12 protein-coding genes are annotated in these 22,692 nt (G+C 38.7%); 3 read left to right on the top strand and 9 right to left on the bottom strand.

Annotated elements, in window-relative coordinates:
- Window positions 1-6: 6 nt before the first annotated feature.
- Window positions 7-744 carry a DUF4369 domain-containing protein gene (locus JYB62_RS04360; protein ID WP_205644201.1) on the bottom strand — a complete coding sequence of 246 codons (738 nt, stop codon included), beginning with the start codon at window positions 742-744 and terminating at the stop codon, window positions 7-9.
- Between the two features lie 140 nt (window positions 745-884).
- Between JYB62_RS04360 and JYB62_RS04355 the strand changes: the two genes are divergently transcribed.
- Window positions 885-1,724, top strand: a complete 840-nt coding sequence (locus JYB62_RS04355; RefSeq protein WP_205644200.1) for an SDR family oxidoreductase — start codon at window positions 885-887, stop codon at window positions 1,722-1,724.
- A 14-nt stretch (window positions 1,725-1,738) separates the two neighbouring features.
- Here JYB62_RS04355 and JYB62_RS04350 read toward each other — a convergent pair whose 3' ends face one another.
- From JYB62_RS04350 to JYB62_RS04340, 3 genes are all read right to left on the bottom strand, one after another.
- Window positions 1,739-2,485, bottom strand: a complete 747-nt coding sequence (locus JYB62_RS04350) for a hypothetical protein (protein ID WP_205644199.1) — start codon at window positions 2,483-2,485, stop codon at window positions 1,739-1,741.
- A 141-nt stretch (window positions 2,486-2,626) separates the two neighbouring features.
- A complete protein-coding gene (locus JYB62_RS04345) occupies window positions 2,627-3,289 on the bottom strand; it encodes a ubiquinol cytochrome C oxidoreductase (protein WP_205644198.1) in 663 nt (220 codons plus the stop codon).
- Window positions 3,290-3,387: 98 nt separating this feature from the next.
- Window positions 3,388-4,218 carry a LytR/AlgR family response regulator transcription factor gene (locus JYB62_RS04340; RefSeq protein WP_205644197.1) on the bottom strand — a complete coding sequence of 277 codons (831 nt, stop codon included), beginning with the start codon at window positions 4,216-4,218 and terminating at the stop codon, window positions 3,388-3,390.
- A gap of 165 nt (window positions 4,219-4,383) precedes the next feature.
- On the opposite strand from JYB62_RS04340, the gene JYB62_RS04335 reads away from it, so the two are divergent.
- Complete coding sequence (locus tag JYB62_RS04335) at window positions 4,384-5,820, top strand: M20 family peptidase (RefSeq protein ID WP_205644196.1); 1,437 nt, start codon at window positions 4,384-4,386, stop codon at window positions 5,818-5,820.
- Between the two features lie 109 nt (window positions 5,821-5,929).
- Here the strand turns inward: JYB62_RS04335 and JYB62_RS04330 are convergent, their stop codons facing one another.
- The 5 genes from JYB62_RS04330 to JYB62_RS04310 all read right to left on the bottom strand — a co-directional run bounded on the left by JYB62_RS04330 (window position 5,930) and on the right by JYB62_RS04310 (window position 18,752).
- A complete protein-coding gene (locus JYB62_RS04330) occupies window positions 5,930-8,752 on the bottom strand; it encodes a hypothetical protein (protein ID WP_205644195.1) in 2,823 nt (940 codons plus the stop codon).
- 211 nt (window positions 8,753-8,963) lie between these two features.
- Window positions 8,964-10,988, bottom strand: coding sequence for a M13 family metallopeptidase (locus JYB62_RS04325; RefSeq protein ID WP_205644194.1), 2,025 nt, complete (start codon window positions 10,986-10,988; stop codon window positions 8,964-8,966).
- Window positions 10,989-11,167: 179 nt separating this feature from the next.
- Entirely contained in the window at window positions 11,168-15,730 is a 4,563-nt protein-coding gene (locus JYB62_RS04320; protein WP_205644193.1) for a molybdopterin cofactor-binding domain-containing protein, read from the bottom strand.
- 35 nt (window positions 15,731-15,765) lie between these two features.
- Window positions 15,766-17,319: an alkaline phosphatase family protein gene (locus JYB62_RS04315; protein ID WP_205644192.1), complete on the bottom strand. Its 1,554-nt coding sequence runs from the start codon at window positions 17,317-17,319 to the stop codon at window positions 15,766-15,768.
- Window positions 17,320-17,321: 2 nt separating this feature from the next.
- Complete coding sequence (locus JYB62_RS04310) at window positions 17,322-18,752, bottom strand: hypothetical protein (RefSeq protein WP_205644191.1); 1,431 nt, start codon at window positions 18,750-18,752, stop codon at window positions 17,322-17,324.
- Between the two features lie 718 nt (window positions 18,753-19,470).
- Here JYB62_RS04310 and JYB62_RS04305 point away from each other — a divergent pair.
- Window positions 19,471-22,533 (top strand): VPS10 domain-containing protein, encoded by a 3,063-nt coding sequence (locus tag JYB62_RS04305; protein ID WP_205644190.1) that lies wholly within the window; start codon window positions 19,471-19,473, stop codon window positions 22,531-22,533.
- The last annotated feature ends 159 nt before the right edge of the window (window positions 22,534-22,692 follow it).

The raw sequence follows: 22,692 nt of genomic DNA, 5'->3' as shown, positions 1-22,692 counted from the left end.
TGGTTTTTATTTTAATTTGGATTTGTGTAATAATTCCTGCCCATAGATGGATTGCTGGATAGGAATTGAAAGGGAAGCATATAGATCTGAATAATCTTCAATGGTCAATTGATTAGCGAGTAGGCAAAAATTCGGGAGCAAAGCTGCAATCATTTGCTCCTTATGCTTTTCTACATACTCTTTTAAAAGTGCTTTCCGGTCAACTTGGGTTATCTGATTTAATTTTTTAGCAATTATTCCAGCTGTAGAAAGGTTTCCAGATTCCTTCGCTTGGTCATAAACCTCTTTTAAATCATCCCAATGCTTCAGTAGCGCTTTGTCCTCCTCCAGGTAAGATTTGAGAATGGTATTGGATGTGGAACCGACTACCCGTACGCTATCAAAATGAGGAGTTTCTCCGAAAATAAAGAGGTCAGAATTCTCCAAGATAAATTCAGTCAGCTTTCTATTCGTACCATCTTCTGTCAGGTAAAGTACCTGAACAAAATAAGGGAACTCAGCTTTTCCTGAGAATTGAAAATCACCATTTAAGGCTGGGATTTTTTCAAATCTTGGTGAAGAAGGTGTATCAAAATGCAGAACTGTCAATGAATCTGCGTTAAGACCCTGAACCTTCCCATTAACCTGAAATCCAGATTGTGCATAACTGATCAGTCCTATTAAATGAAGTAGAACTGTTGCCAACATTAATTTGAAAGTATTCATCTTTTTTTTCTTCAAATCTGGCTGTTCCAATCGGTCCATGTATTGATGAATGTAGATTACTGAGGTACGGATGTATATTCGGAAATAAGCATTAGGATTGTTAATGAAATAGGACTAGATGATAGGGTTTGCTTATATTTAACTGAACATCAGTAATTTGTCGTGAATTAATCTTAGGGATGAAATCGAATTCACATTTTCATGGAAAAGTAATTTGGATAACCGGAGCATCATCCGGTATTGGGGAAGAGATGAGTTATCAATTTTCGAAGCTGGGGGCTCAATTGATTATTTCGGCTAGAAATGAAGGTAAGTTGAGGAGAGTCAATGCTCAGCTGCCCCGAAATCCTGGTTCAGCAAAAGTTCACCCCCTTGATTTAGAAAACCTAACTGAACTTCCTGATAAGGTTAAAATGGCCATATCCTATTTTGGGAGAGTAGATATTCTTGTGAATAATGCTGGTCTGGCGGTCCGCGATTTTGTGGGGAATACTTCCTTGGAAATTGATCTAAAACTTATGAATATCAATTATTTAGGACCTATTACCTTAAGCAAATTATTATTACCTCAATTTAAAATACAAGGAAATGGACAGCTGGTGGTGATCAGTAGTTTATCCGGTAAATATGGTGTTCCAAAATTAGCTGCATATGCTGCTCCCAAACATGCATTGCATGGTTTTTATGAATCACTTAGAAGTGAGTTAGTAGATTCTGGTATTGGGATTAGCCTGATTATCCCTGGAATTATTCAGACAGAAATCACAGCGCATGCGGTGCTTGGGCAAGGAGAAAATTATGGAAAAGTTGAAACGGCTTTCAAAAATGCTTACCCAGTAGAAAAAGCAGTCAGGAAAATCATTGTTGCTATTCAACAAGGCAAAGAGGAATTTTACGTGGGAGGTGCTGAAGGCTTTACACTTTGGCTGAATCGTTTTTCTCCCTGGTTGCTTCGGAGATTTATTAGAAATCATCCGTTGAAAAAATTAAGGGTTATTAAAAAGAGATTTGGTTTTTGATGTTTTTCACCACTTTATATTACTCTGAAAAGAACCGTTTCCGAACAAATTCTTCCATTTACTGACCAACGCACTTCACCAATTCCGGGAACCACTTCGAAACCTTCTGGAGCGGAGATATAACAGATATAATTTTTATTTCCTGTGGCAAAGTTTTCCACTCCTCTTATGCCGTATAATTGCCAAGTGTTGGTAAAAAAACCGGTTGCGGAGTTAGCTGTAGGCCATTTTATTTCAACCAAAACCTTGCAAGGATGACTCCCTCCTTCTCTTCCCCAATAAGCTAAATTGGTAGGGTATGTGAAATAAAAGCACATTTGATCTCTAAAGTTCCTCCTTGGAAATGTGAATTCTCCTGATTCCGGTGGATTGGAAGAATTGTCTATCTCATAATGAATCGCAGTGGTGTAATTTGGTGTTTTGGGACTGAGAATTCCCCATCCACTAAACCCCGTAAAAGTTTTTGTTTCCATTTTACCTAGTCGTACGGTACTGCAATCACAGTCATCTTCCGGTAATGTTTCAAGCTCTCCTAAAGATCCTTTTGGTTCAATGATTCCATTACTAGGAAGAGGTTCATGGTTTTTCATTATTTGATCACTACTGTCCTTACCAATAGGTAAATCCTCAATTTTTTCTGCTATTTCTGAAGGTATTTTATCCCCATCGAATGGTATGGTTTCTTCGTTTCCCGGTGAGCAACAAATGAAAAAGGCAGAATAGACTAGCAGATAGAAAAACAAAAACTTCGACTTTACCATTTTATAACCATTTAAAAAACAAGTAGTTATATAAAATTAGTCTATTTTGAATAAAGGAAAAAAAGGTGATAGATTATTTTATCCTAAAAAAAATTTGAAATGGGCAGGGATAAAAAATGAATTATCCCTGCCCATATATAATTATATGCTGTTGGTTTTTAATTGAACTTGTGTTTTGTAAGGTCTGAAAATAAAAGGGATATAAAAACATTGGGTGATAGCCAATATTACTCCGATTTGGTCGCTTGTACCGCTAGGTGTGCCTGTGGAAAGCAATAAAAATAGGATCGGTAACATTCCTAAAAACAAATAAAGCAAGGTCCTGTTTTTTTGAGTCCATGGAATAAGTAATTCTTCTTTTTCTATCCTAAGTACCATAATTATCAATAAAAGGGCAACTGCGGAAAGAGGTAAAACAATGGTGCTGATGGATACATGGACATTTAAGGTGTCTCCATGAAACATGGTATCTCCATTTTTGAAGATGTCGAATAGTAAGTTTCCGAATACATTTAGCCACCAAAGGCCAAGCAAACCTCCATATAGTTTTCTGTTTTTCATTCGGTAAAGTCCAAAAATGACAGCGGCATATAAACTCATTTGGAGAATGAGGAAAATGAAGGAAGGAGTGACTCCTGCCCCATTTATATTTAGACCGAAATAATTTGTCCCCCAAACATAGGATGTTCCATCAAATAACGACCGGATAAATGGTAACCACACGATCATAAAAGTGAGAGAAATAAACAAAGACAGGACATTAGTCCAAATGTTAGGTGTTCGAAATGCTGGTAGATTTTTCATAAGAGATTTGTTTTTTTTCTCTTTGAGCGAAAAATATCACCCCTCGTTACAGTATTTGGGGCTTTTGGGGTGAAATTCAAGTATTTGGGTTTAATGACTTATTTTAATTGTAACAATAAATTGGGAGCATACGATCGAGATACCGGAATCTGCTTTGGAACATGGTTTAGTTTGATCATCCCTTGTTGATTATTCCCTTCATAGTTCGCTAAATGGAAAAGATTGATGGTAATGGAACGATGACAACGAAACAATGCAGGATGAAGATTTAGGTCTTCAATTTTTTTTAATGTAGTTCTTACCAATGTTTTCTCTTCTTTTCCCTGATGTAAATAATGAACTGCCACATAATTATCTTCTGGCTCTATATAAAGTAGGGTTTCCAGGGCAAATGATTTAATCTCACTTTGGTTTTCTGAAGGAATTTGAATGATTTTTATTCCTTCTTTTTCATGATCGATTGTAGTCTCTGATCGATGTTGTACCTGCTGTATTTTCGAATAGAAATATATGGCTACTAAAGGGATGAAGCTAACCGTTGTGAAGTTTCCAATAAATTCAAACCAGCTTTTCCAATGGAAGTCATGCCACCCTCCTAAATAGTTGTAGGCTAAAAAAATAAAGGAAGCCGTGTAAACATTTGTCCAAAGTAACCAAAGAAGGATTTGCCATTTATATACTTCATTTTTAAAAATTATAGGAAAAAGCACAAACTCATTTACAATCAAAATGATACAAACCAAAATTCCTAGACCGAACATGGTAATTGTAAAAAGTGGTGTAATCGCTTCTTTAGGGTCATAATTATTTACTCCAAAAGGTTGAAAAAATAGCATAAACAAGCTGAAAAATAGACTTGTAGCTAGAATGGCGTAAAATTTTTCACGCTTACTCAATTGGTAAAATTGCTCGTTCAAAAAGGATATCATAGAATTACTATTCCCATGAAAATATCAAATTTTGATTGAATAGCAGTTAAATAGTTGAGAAACAACTTTTTCAAGAGATACTGATTTACTTTGGCTATAGTGCTATTTTCTAAGGCTTATCCTTATATTCCATAAACCATCACCTTAACTAGCAAACCACCAAATATGAAAATTTTAAAAAAGCTGTTCTTGACTCTCTTTGTTTTGGTCATTATTGTTATAGCTATTCTTCTCTTTAACACCTTCCGTTTAAGCTCCAAACAAGTTGAACCTCAGCCTATTCAAGAAGTTGCTATTTCTGAGGATGTATTTGATCATCTTTCTGGAGCCATTCAATTTCGAACCATTTCATTTAGCGAAGATGCAATTCCGGATTCAGCAGCATTCAATGGCTTTCACGCTTATTTGGCAGAAACTTTCCCTCAAGTTCACGAAACCATGGACCTGACCAAAATCAATCAATACAGCCTGTTATACAAATGGGAAGGCTCAGACACTTCCAAAAAACCAATTATTCTGATGTCACATCAGGATGTGGTACCTGTAGACCTTCCAACCATGGAAATGTGGGAGGCACCACCGTTTGAGGGAAGAATCACTTCTGATCATATAATTGGTCGAGGTACTTTAGATGATAAGTCATCCCTAATAGCTTTATTGGAAAGTGCAGAAATGCTAATAAATGAAGGTTTTAAGCCTTCCCAGACAATCTATTTTGCTTTCGGTCATGATGAGGAAGTAGGAGGCGGAAAAGGGGCTGCTAAGATTGCTGAATATCTTGAACAACAAGGGATATCAGCTGCATTTACTTTGGATGAAGGAGGAATGATTACCGAAGGAATTGTTCCTGGGGTGGATCAGCCAATATCTATGATCAACGTGGCAGAAAAAGGTTTCGCTTCTTTTCGATTGATTGTAGAAACCACTGGAGGACACAGCTCTTCTCCTCCTCGTGAAAACACCATTGGTATTTTGGCTCAATCCATTGTCGACTTGGAAAACAACCAATTGCCCTACCGAATGGTGGAACCGGTTCAATACCAATTGGACTATTTAGGTCCAGAATTGCCTTTTATGCAAAAGCTTGCTTTTGCCAATCCTTGGTTAATGCAAGGACCTATTTTGGAAGGACTTAATTCTCATACCACTACGGCACCTACAATTATAGATGGAGGAGTAAAAAACAATGTGATTCCTACAGTGGCCGAAGCGACTATCAATTTTAGGATTTTACCCGGAGAGACTATCGAATCTGTTCAAGCTCATATTGAATCTGTAGTTAGCGATAAAGTACGGGTAGAACCTGTAGGTTTTTTGACAAACCCCTCTCCTTCTTCCAGCATTGATTCGGAAGCTTATAAGTTCTTGGAGGCTACTATTCGTTCTGTATTTCCTGAAACAGTAGTTGTTCCTGGATTAATTGGCGGAGGTACCGATGCTCGGTATTTTTATGGAATTTCTGAAGGGGTTTATAGATACTACCCTATTCGGATTTCACCGGATGGAATGAAAAGATTTCATGGTATTGATGAGAAAATCTCCAAAGAGAATTACAAAGAAATTGTTCAGTTTACATACCAGCTGATGAAGAAATTCGGTTGACAGTAAACAAATTAAAAGTAGAAATACGATTTAAACAGATTGGATTTATTCGGAAGATTTAACTTTCCAGAATTGGCACCTACCGTCTCTTTAAATCGTATTTCTTTTTTTATTGAAACAATACCCAAGAATCCCCATTACTTGGTACAGTTACTTCAATTTCTACCGAAAAATCACGGTTTAGAAGAAGATTGATGGATTCTCCTGATTTGGTGGTAATTCTGGTTTCATCGGTAAGCCCCGTATAATAGAGAGGTACTTTTATCTTTTTGGTAATCTCTTGATTGGTAGGGTTATAAACCACCAACATACCTTTCTCTTCCCCAGAAGGGTTGACATTTAGCCAATAATCCAAGTCGTTACCAGTGGCTCTTTTCAAATGGATGATGTCTCCTTCCAAAACCTGACGATGCTCCTTGTACCAATCCACCATGCCTTTGACCATGTTTTTGGTTTCTTCTGTATCAAAAAGTCGAGGTCCCCGATAACAAGCCTGAACGCCGGCACCTAAATTACTGGCCATCATCATTTCGTAATGCGCTAAATGTTCATTTAATGGTTCGATGGTAGCAGCTTCTCCTCCTCCGTGATATTCGGTTAAGGGAACAAACATCCAGCCCATGGTAGAGGTCTTCTCCCACGTACCATCAAAGATATTTTGACGTGCATGAACCAATTGCTCATTTCTTGGTAGACTCCAATTTACCTCCCGGTAACCCATCGCAATTTTACTTCCTCCTGTCATAAAATAGTAATCAGGAATGTTGAGGTAAATCCCTTTTGATCGGCTCCATTTGTAAAAATTGGAAATGGTACGATATTGATTCCATCGACTATCGTTCAACCCTTTGTGTCCAGGGTGATTTTCTGAAGCACATACATCTCCTGGATAAGAGCCATCATGTTCCAATAAGGTAAAACCTGATTTTTCATAAAATTTATATAGCTTCTTGAAATAGGATTGTCCCCATTCACTTTCGATACAAGGAGAATTTCCAAATGTAGGTTTCATTCCCTCAGGCATGACCACGTTAGTTGAAGCATCGATACTTCTTGAAGCTAGCAAGGAATAGCCTCCTATTTCTACTCCTTTACTTTTGGCATAATCAGCGTATCGCTTCATTTCTGCGAGGTATTCTTCGCTATCGTCTTCAATGTTGAATCCACTTCCGAAAGTCAAAATAACCATTTCGAATCCCACTTCTGAAGCTTGATCAATAGCTGTTTTCACGCGTTCCCAATCTGCAAATCGAGCATGCATCATCAAAGGATTTTCTGTAGTCCAAGGTGCAAGAGTTTTATACATCCTTCGCATCGCCAGACCTTTTCGTTCTCTATCATAACTATCATGTGGTAACACAAAAGTTCGGAAAGAAGTAAATTCCTCTCCTGAGTTAATGGTTTGATCAGGACCATATTCTGGACTGACCTTCAATAAGCTAGGGGTCTGCCTTAGGTAGTTTACTTGAGTAGAATAGTCAGGATCCGGTAACCATTTTACCAAATGTGCATTTGCATCATCGGCTGACATACTTGCAAATGCCATATCCGTTTCTACATGAATATTGGGTCTTTTAAAAATTGTATTTTCTCTTAATTCAACTTTCGATTCATATTCTACAGCAGCGATGATCTCACTAGTAAACCCATCTAGATTGATATCCTTTGGACTATGATTTTTGACTGTGATCCATTTTCCGAACACAGGGATACCATCATACAATTCGTAGTGTACGGAGACAGTTACATCTTCTGGTTGTAAGCTGTTTTTTACCGATTGATCTATTGAACCATATAAAGCAAAATCAAGGACTTGCAGGCGAACCAATTCTCCTAATTCATCCGCATCTTGTGGGTTTCCTTTTCCATCACTTTTTCCAATCCTAACGCTGGTTGGCATACTTGAAAAAGCAGGAAGGGTTTCAATGGTCATCCAGATGCCATTTTTTGGTTTTGCTTCACAATAAACCGCCTTCTCTGTGACACGAAATCTTAAAGACCAAGGAGTAGAAAGGTCCAATTTTTGTCTTCCTCCAGCAGCCCTGATTTGTTCTTTGCCATTCCAAAGCCCAAACATAGGAATTCCATCATCATAGGAATTTCCGCTCGGTTTTAAGAAAAATTTGATAGTTTGATCAGGCCATACCAAGGTGATTCCAGGACCATATTCTTTGGATTGATCTGTACCTGTTCTAAATGTGGCTTCAATGATTTTAGTATCCTCTTCCAATTTCCGCTCTACATATACTGCAGAGTTTTGGAGGGTGTAGATCTCACCCATTTTTCCCTCATTTTGAAATGAGGATCTTGGATGCGAGGTAGATTCATGAGTGCGCCAAGTTGGATCTAATTCATTGAATTCAGTGGAATAGATTTTTTTCCTTCCAAGAAAACTTGGAAGAGGGTCATTAGATTCTAATAACTTATTTTGTTCAGGTAGTTTGAAATCCAATCGAAGGTGAACCCCTTTAGGAGGCCAGGGTTTATTCAAATCTCCATAGCGTATTTTAGCCCATTCAAATGGGGTTTCTGTTTCCAGGATTTCGTAGCCATCAAATTGCATAGCTGCGGTGGAATTATGAAGGTCCTTAATCCACTCTTCTTTCAAAAAAGCATAGTTGGGTTGTCCTTTCAATCCACCTACTTCGTAATTTACCCCATTGATCTGAACTTCTGCCTCTGGTTTTACTCCCCTTAGATAGGATTCTCCACTTGTTATATTATCCAGTCGAATGGTTGCGGCATTTGGGGAGATTTTAATGACTCTTTTGACCAAGCTGTTTGTAAGTTCCAATTCTCCAGTTCCCTCAATAATTCTGGCTTTGTAAGACGAATTATCCAATAACCAATCCGTTTGGGAATAGGAAGATTGAACTATAAAGAAGATTCCTAGTAAGAAAAGGTTAGGTAATACTTTAAGGCTAATTTTCATTTGAAGAAAAATGGGTTTTAACAAAGAAAGCTATGTCTCCTTAATTCCAAAAGAATTTTCAAAAAGAATGTCTATGAAAATCGAAAAATTAAGGAAAGTAACTTGACAATTACTTTCACTTTAACTCATGATTTTGGATGAATCCAAAAAAAGCGAACTCTAAGAGTGAAGAGTTCGCCTTTCGAAAAATAGCGTTTATAATTTCTTTTACCTACCAGATTTTAATCCGTTGCTCTTCAGGTTTAAAGTTTTTGTCCTCTGGTAGAATGTCAAAAGCTTGATAGAATGGTTCAAAATTCATTAGAGGACCATTGACTCTCCACATTGCTGGGGAGTGGGAATTGGTATTCACATAGGTTCTCATATACTCATCCCTCACTTTCACTCTCCAAATATTGGCAATAGATAGACAGAAACGTTGATCTGGGGTATACCCATCTATCTTGGTAGTGTCCTGTCCTTGTTTTGTGAGTTTAAATGCATCGTAAGCGATGTAGATCCCTCCATTGTCTGCTGTATTTTCTCCAATGGTCATGGCTCCCTTGATGTGGACAGAATCTAATACTGTATACGTGTCATAACGGTCGATCAATTGCTGTGTTTTGGCTTTGAATTTTTCATAGTCTTCTGAAGTCCACCAATTTTTCACATTTCCATCTTTATCAAACTGAGAACCTTGATCATCAAAAGCATGAGTCAATTCATGTCCTATTACCATCCCTATTCCTCCATAGTTCACAGCATCATCCGCATAGAAGTCAAAATAAGGGTATTGAAGAATTCCCGCTGGAAAGACAATCTCGTTTAAAGAGGGGTTATAATAAGCTGTAACAGTACTTGGGGTAGTTCCCCACTCGGCTCTATTTGGGGCTTTTCCGAATTTAGCCAACTGATATTGACTTTCGTCTTTTCTAAGGGCTATGACGTTTTCAAAGTATTTGTTCTTGTCGATGGAGACGTTGTATTCTCTCCATTCATCAGGATAACCTATCTTTTTGGTAATGGAATACAACTTCTCTTTTGCTTGAGTTTTAGTACTGTCACTCATCCAATCCAGCTTATTGATTCTATTTTCGAATGCCTTTTGGAGGTTATTGACAAGCGTTAAAACACGTTGTTTTGCATCTTCATTGAAGTATCTTTTGACATATAATTGTCCCAAGTCAAAACCTAACTGTCTATCCACTTTCTGTACCATTTGTTGTGCTCGTGTCAATTGAGTGGACTGCCCAGAAACAACCTTCGAATACTCAAAAGCTGCATTTTCGAAAGGGGTGCTTAAGATATCTGCATAGTTAACCAAAGTGCTAGATTTCAGGTATGTTTTCCAATCTTCCAGTGGAACTGAGGCAAGCATGCCGTTTAACCGATCGTAATATGCAGGTTGCCTAACGTCTACAGAATCTGCAGGAAGACCTAACTCCGTTAGAATAGCTTTTAGACCAATGTTCTCGTGTTCTGTTTCAATTACATCTACAGCCAACTTATGGTAGTTTTCTTTTACAACTCTGCGCTGGATTCTAGTCTTGTGGGATTCTGCCAATGATTTTTCTATCTCATAAGTCTTTTCAGCGGCGTTAGTAGCCTCAGTTTCTGAACTACCAGTCAATTGAAATAGGGTAGCCAAGTAATTTTGATATGCCTTTTGAATACCAATGGTAGAGGAATCAGTATTGAAGTAGTAATCCCTGTCAGGTAAGCCTATACCTGTTTGGCTTAAATGAACAATGTTGACGATACTGTTTTCATCATCAGGAGATATTCTTAACCCAATCAGGGTTTGATTATTTGACTTCAATTCAGAAGATACAAATTGGTGTAAGTCGGAAAGGCTACTGATGGCCTCAATTTGCTCTAAAATGGGAATAATGGGTTCATAGCCTCTCGCATTAATGGCTGCTGTATCCATTCCAGAGGCGTAAAAGTCCCCTACTTTCTGTTCAATACTCCCCTTGGGATGCTCTTCTTTTGATACTTCAGTTAAAATATTCTCCAATAATTGTTTTTTGGGAATATTTAAAAAGGAATAGGACCCCACTCCTACTTGATCATCAGCAATTTTGACGGTATCATACCAAGTTCCATTGACATGCATGAAGAAATTATCCCCCGGACGAATGGCAGAATTGATTTCATCTACTTTGATAAAATGCTCTCGAACTTGCTCCTCTTTCATGTCAGGACTAGTGGTACAAGCTGCTAGAAGAGCCAGAGAAGCGTATAAGATTTTTTTCATAAGGTTGGCGGTCTTTTTAAGTCAAGAAATTTAGCTGAAAATGAGCAGGATGCAATTTCCTTTTATATAAAGAAAAAATACAAACTTTAAGAAAGTCCTTTTCGATTTGTAAGATTTCAGATGCAAAAAAACCTCAACAGCACTACACTATTGAGGTCTTGAGTTGATTTGGAAAGATTTTATTTAAAATCCTGCTTCTTTACTTCCAATACCCTACTTACTTCCTGAACTGTGGCTGGGGCATCTAATTTAAAATACCCAGACAGACCTCGTTCCAATCTAGAAGCTCGAATGGCTGATTTTATGGCAAAGAATACACTGGTGGCCAAAACCAAAGGAGGCTCCCCTACTTCTTTGGATGAAAAAAGCCCATTAGGGTTTTCAGGCACTTCTGAAGAGTTGGATCTTGGATATAAATAAGTATTCATTTCCAAGGGGATGGTAGTGATCGCCGGTGGCTTATAGGTCCAAGTGTTTAAGGTATTCAACCTTCCTTTTTCCTCTCCTTTAGGTTCAAAGACCAATTTTTCTGTCAATACATATCCCACTCCTTGGACAAATGCTCCTTCTACCTGACCTATGTCAATGGCAGGGTTTAAACTCCATCCCATATCAAAAACAATATCAGATTTTAAAATCTTTACCTCTCCAGTGAGAATATCTACCTCTACTTCCGAGCATGCTGCAGAAAATGTAAATCCTACAAAGGAGTCCACCACCCCAGCTGTACTTGGTACCTTGGCTAAATCAATTCCTGGGATCGCCTTGTTTTCACTGTTTGGTTTGAAGGTCATGGCAGGAATTGGAGTGGTTCCTCCAGGAATCGGTGCTGTAAATGATGCTATTAAATCTACTCGATATTGATAGGCCAATGCGACCAGGTTTTGCCAAATTAATTTAGGATGTTGATCGATGGGTCTTTTTATGGAAGCAGACCAACCTGCTGAGCCATGATTCCAAAAGTCAATTCCCTGTTCTTTACACCATTCTTCTCCATGGTCTTTTAAGAGCTTGAAGCCAAATTCGGTAATTCTACTTCGCATTTTCTCACAAGCCTGCTTCACTGCTTCTCCATTATAGGCAGTTCCGGTAGAACCTCCGGTGCTTGTGGGATTGGGAATGCTTTTGGTAGTGGGACTGTGAATTTGAATTAACTCCATAGGAATATTCAACACGTATGCGGCAACTTGTTCAACTTTGGTCATCATGCCCTGCCCCATATCTACTCCTCCTTGATTGATTGAAACACTTCCATCCCCAGAATACACCGAAACAATTGCTGCTGCCTGCTCGATCATGACCAGATTATAACCGGAACCGTATTTTACCGGAATCATATACACTCCTCTTTTTTTCCATTTATTGGCTTTATTGAATGCATCCACTTCTTGGAGCTTTTCCCGGTAATTGCTTTTTTCTTCCACATATTTCCAGACATCCCGCATGTAGCAATAGGAAAGGGCCTGTCCAAAAGGGGTTACATCGCCCCTTACATACATGTTTTTCCTTCTAAATTCCACAGGATCCATTCCGATAGAGAATGCACCATCATCAATCGCATTTTCTAAAATGAGTTTGCCTTGTATATCTCCAAAGGCTCTCATGGCTGTATTAGGAGCTTTATTGGTTCTACATACATCTAATTGACTTTCGAAATTTTTGACCTTGTAGGCATTGTCAATTCGTAACTGAACACAGTTGGATACGATATAGGAACAATCATAAAATGCTCCTCCGTCCGCCCAGATCTTCAGATGTAAGCCTCTGATGATCCCTCGGTCCTCTTCCCGTAATTTGCCTTGATCTATAGCAATTTGGTACTGACCATAATATCCATGACGCTTTCCTATCATCGCGGTATCATGTTCCCGCTTCATTGCCAGTCGGATTGGTCTATTCAAAGCATGGGCTGCTACTGCTACCGGAGCAGCAACAAATTTTGCTTGCTCAGTCTTTCCTCCATACCCCCCTCCTAATTGTCGGATGTCCACGTTCACTTTATTATGCTCTGCAGCCAAGGTACTTGCGACTGTTTGGTGCATTTCCATGGGACTTTGGGAAGAGGGATGGACTAAGATTTGGTCATCATCTTCCGGAAATGCTACGCAGGCTTGAGTTTCCATATAAAAATGGACTTGCTCTCCCGAAATCTGGGTGTTTTCTACCACCAGGCAGGAAGCCCCATCTATTTTCTCTTTCCTTAAATTTGGAGTTTTATCCAAAGGGTCCCTGTTCAGATTTACCCAGTACAGCTCCGTACCGGGTCTGGTGATTTTCCATATATGAGAAACGAAGGAGGCTGTACTTGGGCAATCTGGAAAAATGCTGCCTTTTTTAATGGCGTCCTCAATAGAAACAATGGGTTCTTCCCAACTTTTATCCCATTGTTTATTCCCTTCATTTTGCCAGATAATGGGAGAATAACCTACACAATTAGATGAGGCATATTCTGCGATTTCAATGGCATCTTGCTCTGTTTGTGCGATGACCATGGCAATGGCTTGTCCAGGATAAAGAATGTTATCTGTAGCAAAAACAGGTTGATCAAAAGCCATCCCCTGCAGGTTCATTCCTCCAACAGGGATATCCTTTGAATTGATCAGCTTAAAAAAGGAAGGAAACTTATCCCTGAGAATACGTTCCAAAACTTCTTCATTAATATTCTCTTTCGAGTCAGGGTTTATAAAATGATAATTGGCAAGGGATTTTTTGGATTGAATAAATGCAGCATTCTTACCCACAGGAGGTAGCGGAATCTCATGCGTATAATGTACTTGCCCCATGGCTTGATGAAAAGCCATTAACTTGATGTATGGTTGAGAAAGAGGTTTTTTAAAGTCCTGAATTTCATATGATTGGGTTCCATTACTTAAACCCCAGTTTCCCCAATTAATATCTCCTGCTGATAAAAGGTGTGGTGGTACCGCCTTTTTTGATTTTTCTAATAAGGTTCTGATTATTGCTTTGTATAGAAATGAAATTGCTAAGTTGGTTTTGTACTCATCGGTAAAACCCTCGGAAGGAATGGAGTCATATCTTCCTTGATTCTCCCAATAACTTAACTCCTTTTGAACTTCTATTCTTAGGATATCGGTCAACTTGGGTAAAAGGTCCAAACTTATGGTCTTGCCTTTCAACCATTGTTCTGATTTGGAGGCGTTCCATGCCAAGGGTGCAATTCCAGCAAATACGATAGAGGCTTCTTTTACTTTTAAATTCTGGTCAAGTTCTATCCTTGAGCAATTGTTTACGATAGAATGGGAATTTACCTCTCTCAAAGCAACTTTTTGGGATAACACCACCTCATTGGAGTTTCCAAAAGGAATGAAATATCCCAGGATAATTAGGTCATGCACCATTTCAGGAGCTTTTAATACCTTCTGAATCAACGTAGAAATCTTGATTTGAGATTCTTTTCCTGACTTCACCTTTAGAATTCTGATTTCAGAATTTGTTCCAAAGAGAGTTGTAAATAAATCAGATGGAAAAGGTGCTCCAGTGAAGATATGCTTTAATTCAAGCATGGTATTACCAGCAATGGATGCCGCATTTCTAACGATCATCCCAGCTGTTCTATGGACCATATATTGAATAGCTCCTATTCTAGAAGTTGAAGCTAAATCCTCTTTTTTGATAAGTTGGTCCAAGTAGGCTAGTAATTCCGAGTAAGTTGTAGAAGCTCCTATTTCAAGTCCTTTTTCAGTCTTGTTAATCCCAAATAGATCAGGAATTAATTTGATGTCAACGAATAATTTAAATTGCGGAAATTCCTCTGCGTAAACCCCAAAAGAAGTATTTCCGAAAACGATCCTTGTGGTATCCGGAGGGTTTTTTCTAAGAATAATCTTTAACTCATCCAAGGTCTCTGGGCTAAACCATTTTTGCCTAGAGTTTAAAATAGATATGGGGGGCAAAGCCATTTTTGCAGCTTTTGGAAACGGGATATTAATGGAATCATGAACAAGCACTTGTTGACATTTATCTTCAGTTAAGCACTTCATTCTATGGGCTTCATCCTCAGCATTCCAATCAGAGGCAAAAGTTTTCATTCCAGTGAGTATGGATTTGTAGCCTGTACATCGACAAATATTCCCATCGAAAATTGATTCAATTTCCTGTTTTGTTGGTGAGGGATTTTCTGATAAAAATGCCGACATATTCATGACAAATCCCACAGTACAATACCCACATTGAGTTCCATTGTTGATTGCTAAGCGGTGGGCTACTGGATTAATTCCTTCATGTAAATCTTGATTTTCTTGTTCAGATAGGCATTTGGATGAGATGGAATTAGTTGAAATTGCTACCAACCGCTGAGTTACCTGATCAGTTCTCGATGATGTGGACTGCAGTAAATCTGCTTTTTTTCTATTCCATGCAGGAGGAGGTGTAACTGCAAAATTAGACGCTCCCCTTGATGAGGAGGGCGTGAAAGTCAAATGTTTGTTCTCTGGCCTTTTGATTCCTCCCGTACCTTCAATTGTTGTGATAGCCATCCCTCCCAAGGCGCAAACTGGCCTTAGGCATGAATTTATTGACTTGTGTTCAGCAACCTGTTTTTTTTCATTCCAGGTAGATAAAATGACTGTACAAGCACCACAACCGCCCTGGCCACATCCTTTTTTTGCACCTGTAAGTCCTACTTCATTGGATCGTAAGTAATCTAATAAGAGTAATTCAGGTTTTGGGTTGGTAATGGTGACTTCTTCTCCATTGAGGAAAAATGAAACGCTATTGTTCATGGTATTTAATGTTAAAAAGGAAGCCCTAGCTGTTACTAAGATCTTGCCGGTCTTGTGATAAAAAGTTTCTTAAAATTTTTCTGAAGGTAAGTGAGCGTACTTTCCTTTTCTTCTTGGGGGATACCACTCAAGTCATTCACTATTTTGGCCATGGTTCTATGCAAATCATTCACATGAGATTCGTCCACTTTTGTATTCCAGGCCAGAGGAGTTACATCAGGAAAATTAGTTCTTGCCTTTGAAAGCGTCAAGACACCTGATAAGCTTGGTGCTACTTTATCACGTTCCGTCAAGTTTCCCTCTAATTGGAAGCATTCCTGAACTGTTTTGATTATAGAGGTATGGTCATAAGGTATATAGCCACTGGGTCTAGCAATAAGCCCTTGTGATATGTAAGGGTTTATTAGAACGCAAGGAACTCTCACACCAAATCGGTTAAAAAGAAAACCATCTTGCCCTGGTGTATTATTAGGATCAGGATTTTTGGCTTGGGCAGGAGGAGCTACATGATCATAACAACCCCCATGTTCATCATAGGTAATAATCAGAAGTGTGGAATCAAATACCTTGGAATTTTTGATTGCATTGTAGACGTCAGCAATTAATTGCTCCCCAGGTCGAATATCATTTGGTGGATGTTGATCATTTTGATTAACTCCTCCATAGGTAGGCTCTAAAAATGAGTAACTTGGAAGATTACCCTCCTGACATTTCTGGATAAATTGATCCAATGTCCCAAAATTAGAATCGAATTTTGAATCATGTAATTCCGTCATACAGAGTCTGGTTAAGGAAAAGTAATCCCTTTCAAACTCTCCTGCAGCATCTGAATCTTTCTTTCGCTCTGAGGAGGGCATTAAGTTATTTCCAAAAATACCCCAACTTAAATCGGTTCGCTTTTGGCTGTCAATAGCATCTTGGATCTGATTGTAAATGGTTTTTTGATCACAAAAAGCATTTGGTGAATTATTGACATTTCCTCCTGAAGTGGCAGCATGGACAAAACTTCGGTTAGGTAAAGTTTGACTAGGTACAGAACAATGGTATTGATCACAAACTGCAAAACCTTTGGCCAGTCCAGATAGAACCGGTGTCTGAGCAGGTGTGTAACACTTCATAATATCTCTCGGGTTGGTGGGTTGATCACCAAAGCTGAATGCTCCGTACATCATGGCATTTTGGTAATTTTGCACGAAGCCCATATTAATGGGGGATGGAGTGTAATTTTCAGCCACATTGTAGTAGCTAAATAATTGATAATTGGTGTCCTTAAAACCTTCTCCTGGGTCTGGGTCTGGAAGACAAAAATTTTCTGGATTATCTACCTCTCTTCCGTATTTATATTTTTTCTCTCCATTCTGCTCTACTCCCACTTTTTCAATAAATGGAATACCATCAGAATCTATATTATCCAATGGGTTCCAAAGGCCATAGTTCAATCCTTCAAATTTCTGATTATTACAGGGCTTTTCGTCATCATACAGCCAACCCAATAAGTTGTCGAAAGATCTATTCTCCAGCATCAATACCACGATATGATTGATGTTATTCTGTAATCTTTCTTTTTGCTCTTCTAAATATTGGCTCATGATTATTGGGGTGTATTTGGCTCTACTTTTGGGGATCCATCACGGTTCATCATCACCGGTAATCGTTCGTATTCACTGGTCCAATAACCTGCTACATCTTCATCTTTCCATTCCGTGAAATATCCTAGGGCTAGTGAAACCTGAAGGGAGAAATCACAAGAGGTGGCATTGTCAGTATAAGGAGTGGCACATTTTAAATTTTGAAAATATTTTCTGAATGCTTCCGCTTGTGTTTCCGTTAGTTTTGTCAATTGTCCCATGGCATTGGTATCTCCAATAAATGCTTCTTTTGGAACCAATGGAGCTACTTGAGGGAATTCAGCCGTAGCATGACAAGACATGCAGGAAGAATTATTTAAATCCACAGGACCATCTAATCTCCCTCCCCAACCCAAATGCTGTGGAGGCAACTGGGTGGAATCAGGATTGATCTTGGTTTGCTTTAAATTGGGGTTTATAACGGTTCGCTTGACGGGATATGGATTGATGAAATTGGTTGTATCCTGAGGGTCATTTCCAAACTGTATTCCAACAGGAACTAAGTTTTCAGCTCGCATGGAGCCTTCTTTTCCATTATTTAGCTTTCCGTTGTAGCAGAAGGTCCCAAAGACCCAACCTGTACCATACTGATCTGCTCTCGGATCTCTAACCATTACATCCATTTGGATTAAATGCATTTTCTTGACAATTCTACCAGTGTCCAACCCATTATTCCAGGTTGGTGTGATATAGGCATTCCAAGTCATGGGATTCACCAAATAATCTGCATCTGTTTCATCTGCATCTGTAAAGAGTAGTTTAAAAATGACTGTGCCTACAGGGAAGCCATTGGGCTCTTGCGTGGCATAAGGGTTCGGATTATCTCCATCTTTCCACATTTGGGCTAAAGTGTACCCTGCAAATTCATTGTAAAAACCCAAGGCATAGGTTTGATGCGATTCTGTTTGATTCGGGCCCAATTGATAAGGACCAATTTCAGCTTCTTTAGCCAATCCATGAAAGCCTTCCGAACCTTGTGGCCCCCAATGCATCCATGGCATATGGTACCAATTTCTAACTTTACTCTTTTGAGCAACAAAGTCCACGTCGATCATCCCTTCAAAGGAATAATCCCTTACAGCGTTAATGTATTCCATCCAATGTTCGTCTTCATCAAATGGAATATTAAGGAACTCCGGAAGCCGGGATTCATCTGGCTTGGTTAAAGGGTAATCTTGACTCAACTCAAATACTTTTTCTCCTGGGTATTGTGTGAGAAACTCCTCAGGACTAAGCATCTTTCCAAAGTCTGGAAAATTGTTTTTGACAGTTTTGGTAGCTTTCTCTTCTTCTGAATTTGAATTGGTAGTGACCGAACAAGATTGGATAATAAATAGCAGTAAGGAAAAGCCAATCCAGACTTTTCCCCTTTTTCTAAAATCGATGATTTGCATTATAAAATTTGGTTAAGGGGTAAAAAAAAATTGAAAAGTATACTTCAATATAAAATTTTAAATCCTTAAATCTTAAGGTTTTAACCATTACTCCTGAATCAAATTCTAGATTGTGAAATGCTAAATTGATTTTTTTCTGTACTTAAAAAATTGCTCTCCTGATTTAAATTCTTTTTAGTTTATATGAACAGGTTTTTGGTGTTTTTGAACGAAAATTTAAGTGTCAAGGAAGGTGTTTGATCGATAAGTTTATCTTTGAAAAAAATAGTTGAAAAAAAATCAATTTTTAAAATAAAGGTTTTTAAGCTTCTATAAAAAGACAGAATTTAATTATTAATACACCTTAAACGTTTTAAGAAAAAAGGATTAGATCAATAAAAAAACCAGACCTAACCTAGACCTGGTTTTCACGAATTTCTATTAACTCATTTATTTCATAACCATCATATTGCAGGTGATTACAGTTAAGTAACAAGATAAGCTTTGGAATAGTTTAATTTATGGTGTATGATTATTTATTTACTTGAATTTTATGTTGAGATTTAACCTTTATAATAGTTGGAGGCTATTTCTTCCCCTTTTCTTTTGATTTGTGCGTAATGATTTTTTAAGTTACTTCTCTTTGCTTCTGAGCACACCCTAGTAACCGTCCAAAAAAGTCTATTCAGAGCTTACTCTAACTTTTTGTACTTTAATTTTGACAAAACCATCAACCTTTATGAAATACAATTACCAAACAATCCGGGTGTTCATGGTATGCCTTGGATTAGCGTTTACCGATTATGAAGTATTCGCGCAAGATCAATCAACTGTGGTAGATCCCTCTTTTTATAGTAGCTATAGCTGGCGGAATATTGGTCCAAACCGTGGAGGAAGATCTTTAGGAGCCTCTGGAAGTCCAGGAAGAAAAAATGAATATTATTTCGGAGCTACAGGAGGAGGATTATGGAAAACCGTAGACGGTGGAAATGAATGGTTTCCTGTCACCGATGGGAAAATTTCTTCTTCCAGTATAGGTGCGGTAGCAGTGGCTGAAACTAATCCCGATGTTGTTTACATAGGCGGAGGAGAAACTCAGTTAAGAGGAAGTATCACACAAGGTGACGGAGTTTACAAAACCACTGACGGAGGAGAGACCTGGAGGCATTTAGGTTTAAAAGAAACTCAGGCTATTTCAAGAATTAGAGTTCATCCTACCAACCCCGATATTGTTTATGTGGCTGCATTGGGTCATCCCTATGGCGAAAATGAGGAAAGAGGTGTATTTCGTTCTACAGATGGAGGAAACAATTGGGAAAAAGTCCTTTATGTAAGTGATAAGGCAGGTGCCGCAGATTTAATAATTGACCGGACGAATCCTGATGTATTATATGCTTCTACCTGGCAGGTATATAGAAAAGCCTGGAAAATGTGGGGGGGTGGACCTGACTCCAAACTATGGAAATCAACGGATGGTGGAGATACCTGGATCGATTTGACTTCGAACCCAGGAATGCCAGAAGGTCCAATTGGAAAGATTGGAGTTACTGTATCCCCTGCTGATCCTAATCGCGTATGGGCAATAGTGGAAGCAAATGAAGGAGGAGTATTCCGCTCTGATGATGCCGGTCAGACTTGGAAGAAGGTAAATGATGAACGAAAATTAAGACAAAGAGCTTTTTACTATTCTAGAATCTATGCTGATCCTATTGACAAGAATACAGTGTATGGATTGAATGTTGATTTTTGGAAGTCTACAGACGGAGGGGAAACATTTGATGTGGAAATAACCGTTCCTCATGGTGATAATCATGATTTGTGGATTGATCCAAATGATCCAATGCGTATGATTAGCTCCAATGATGGTGGAGGGGTAGTAAGTATCAATGGCGGTAAAACTTGGACAGAGGAAGATTATCCTACCTCCCAATTTTACCATGTTATGACCACTTCTGATGTTCCTTATCATGTAGCTGGAGCACAGCAGGACAACAGTACTTTGGCAATGCCTTCTGAAGGCTGGAATCATATGTTAGGAAGAGGTCCAGGCCACGGTTATCATTATGCTGTTGGTGGAGGAGAAAGTGGATGGATTACTCAAAGCCCAACTGATCCAGACGTCTTTTATGCAGGTTCCCAAGGAGCACTATTGACACGATATAACAGAAAAACCGGCCAATACAGAGATATTCAAGTGTATCCTAGATTCTTCTCGGGCGAACCAGCTTCTGCTCTTCCGGAAAGATGGCAGTGGACTTTCCCAATCATGTTTTCTCCATTGGATCCATCGATCATGTACACCACATCTCAGCATGTTTGGAAAACCACCAATGATGGCCAAACTTGGGAGAAGATCAGTCCGGATTTAACCTATGCAGATCCTGAGACTTTAGGTAAAACGGGCGGTGTAATTACCATGGATATGAATGGTCCAGAGATCTATGCTACTGTATTTGCTTTAGCCCCATCCATGCATGATGTCAACACGATTTGGGCAGGGTCTGATGATGGAAAAGTTCATATTACCCAAGATGGAGGTAAAAACTGGGTGGATATTACCCCCACAGAATTGCCTAAGTTTTCAAGGATCAGTATCATCGATGAAGGTAAATTCCAGCCAGGCACCTTGTATTTAGCGGCAAATAGATATCAGGTAGATGATAGACAGCCTTATGTGTTCAAAACCTCGGATTATGGAAAGACTTGGACTAAAATTATCGATGGAATTGAAGATGGACATTTCGCCAGAGCCATCCGTGAGGATTTAGAAAAGCCGGGTCTATTGTATTTGGCTACTGAGCATGGTGTGTATGTATCATTTAATGATGGAGCAAAATGGCAATCTCTGCAATTGAATTTGCCGGATACTCCAATTCGAGATCTTGTCTTGAAAAATGACGATGTGGTGTTGGGTTCTCATGGCCGCGGGTTCTGGATCTTGGATGATATTAGACCTTTGAGGGAAGCTGTTGAGGTTAGTGCTAAAAATGAAGTGGCTTTATTCAAACCAGCCAATCCTATTCGAGGTGTATACGATGCAGCCATTCAATATTATTTACCAGAAGAAGCTGAGTCTGTAACCATCGAAATTAAAGACGCAGAGGGGAATTTAATCAATACGTATACTGGAACCAAAGAAAAAGAAGGTAGAAGTAACCCAGGATTAAAAGAAGGACTAAATACCTTTACATGGAATATGCGGTATCCAGGTGCAACGGTATTTGATGGAATGATCATTTGGTCTGCTCGTCCACAGAGAGGCCCTATGGCTCCTATTGGAGAGTATAATGTTACCTTGAAAACTGGTGATGTGGAGAAAAATACCTCCTTTAAATTGGAGATGGATCCAAATCTTGAGGGGGTAACAGCAGCAGATATTCAAGAACAATTTGACTTGGCAATGGTGATCAGAGATAAAGTGTCTGAGGCAAATGAAGCAGTTATTTTGATTCGGGATATTAGAGCTCAGGCCAATGAGGTGAAAGCAAATGCTAAAGTAAAAGCCCAAATTGAGGAGGTGCTTTCGAAAATGAGAGTAATTGAAGAAGATCTTTATCAAGTACAAAATCAATCAGGTCAGGATCCTTTGAACTTCCCTATCAAATTGAATAATCGTTTGGCTTCATTACAAAGAAGTGTGGAATCCGGTCAGGCTAAACCAACTGATGCATCCTATGTAGTTTTTGAGGAACTATCGGGTGAATTAGAAGGTCATTTATCTAAATTGAATGAAATCCTGAATGGAGAGTTCAAAAAGTTAAATGAAGTCTTACCTGAGAAAATCAGTTTAGATAAAAAGTAAACTAAATTAAAGAGGTTGTCTCTATAATAAGTATTCGATAAAAAATGTCACATTCAGTATCCCAACCATTGTACGGGACCGAAATGTGGCATTTTTTTTTGATCAATGTCGTTAGAGTTCGCTCCATCTGAAGACCTAGATTCTTATTTGGCGACCTCA

It is taken from the genome of Algoriphagus lutimaris (assembly GCF_017051705.1).
Lineage (GTDB): Bacteria > Bacteroidota > Bacteroidia > Cytophagales > Cyclobacteriaceae > Algoriphagus > Algoriphagus lutimaris.
This window is presented reverse-complemented; position numbering and strand designations above follow the sequence as displayed.

Coding starts and splice junctions, on each gene's coding strand:
- JYB62_RS04360 (WP_205644201.1), bottom strand. CDS start 744: ATGGACCGATTGGAACAGCCAGATTTGAAGAAAAAAAAGATGAATACT.
- JYB62_RS04355 (WP_205644200.1), top strand. CDS start 885: ATGAAATCGAATTCACATTTTCATGGAAAAGTAATTTGGATAACCGGA.
- JYB62_RS04350 (WP_205644199.1), bottom strand. CDS start 2,485: ATGGTAAAGTCGAAGTTTTTGTTTTTCTATCTGCTAGTCTATTCTGCC.
- JYB62_RS04345 (WP_205644198.1), bottom strand. CDS start 3,289: ATGAAAAATCTACCAGCATTTCGAACACCTAACATTTGGACTAATGTC.
- JYB62_RS04340 (WP_205644197.1), bottom strand. CDS start 4,218: ATGATATCCTTTTTGAACGAGCAATTTTACCAATTGAGTAAGCGTGAA.
- JYB62_RS04335 (WP_205644196.1), top strand. CDS start 4,384: ATGAAAATTTTAAAAAAGCTGTTCTTGACTCTCTTTGTTTTGGTCATT.
- JYB62_RS04330 (WP_205644195.1), bottom strand. CDS start 8,752: ATGAAAATTAGCCTTAAAGTATTACCTAACCTTTTCTTACTAGGAATC.
- JYB62_RS04325 (WP_205644194.1), bottom strand. CDS start 10,988: ATGAAAAAAATCTTATACGCTTCTCTGGCTCTTCTAGCAGCTTGTACC.
- JYB62_RS04320 (WP_205644193.1), bottom strand. CDS start 15,730: ATGAACAATAGCGTTTCATTTTTCCTCAATGGAGAAGAAGTCACCATT.
- JYB62_RS04315 (WP_205644192.1), bottom strand. CDS start 17,319: ATGAGCCAATATTTAGAAGAGCAAAAAGAAAGATTACAGAATAACATC.
- JYB62_RS04310 (WP_205644191.1), bottom strand. CDS start 18,752: ATGCAAATCATCGATTTTAGAAAAAGGGGAAAAGTCTGGATTGGCTTT.
- JYB62_RS04305 (WP_205644190.1), top strand. CDS start 19,471: ATGAAATACAATTACCAAACAATCCGGGTGTTCATGGTATGCCTTGGA.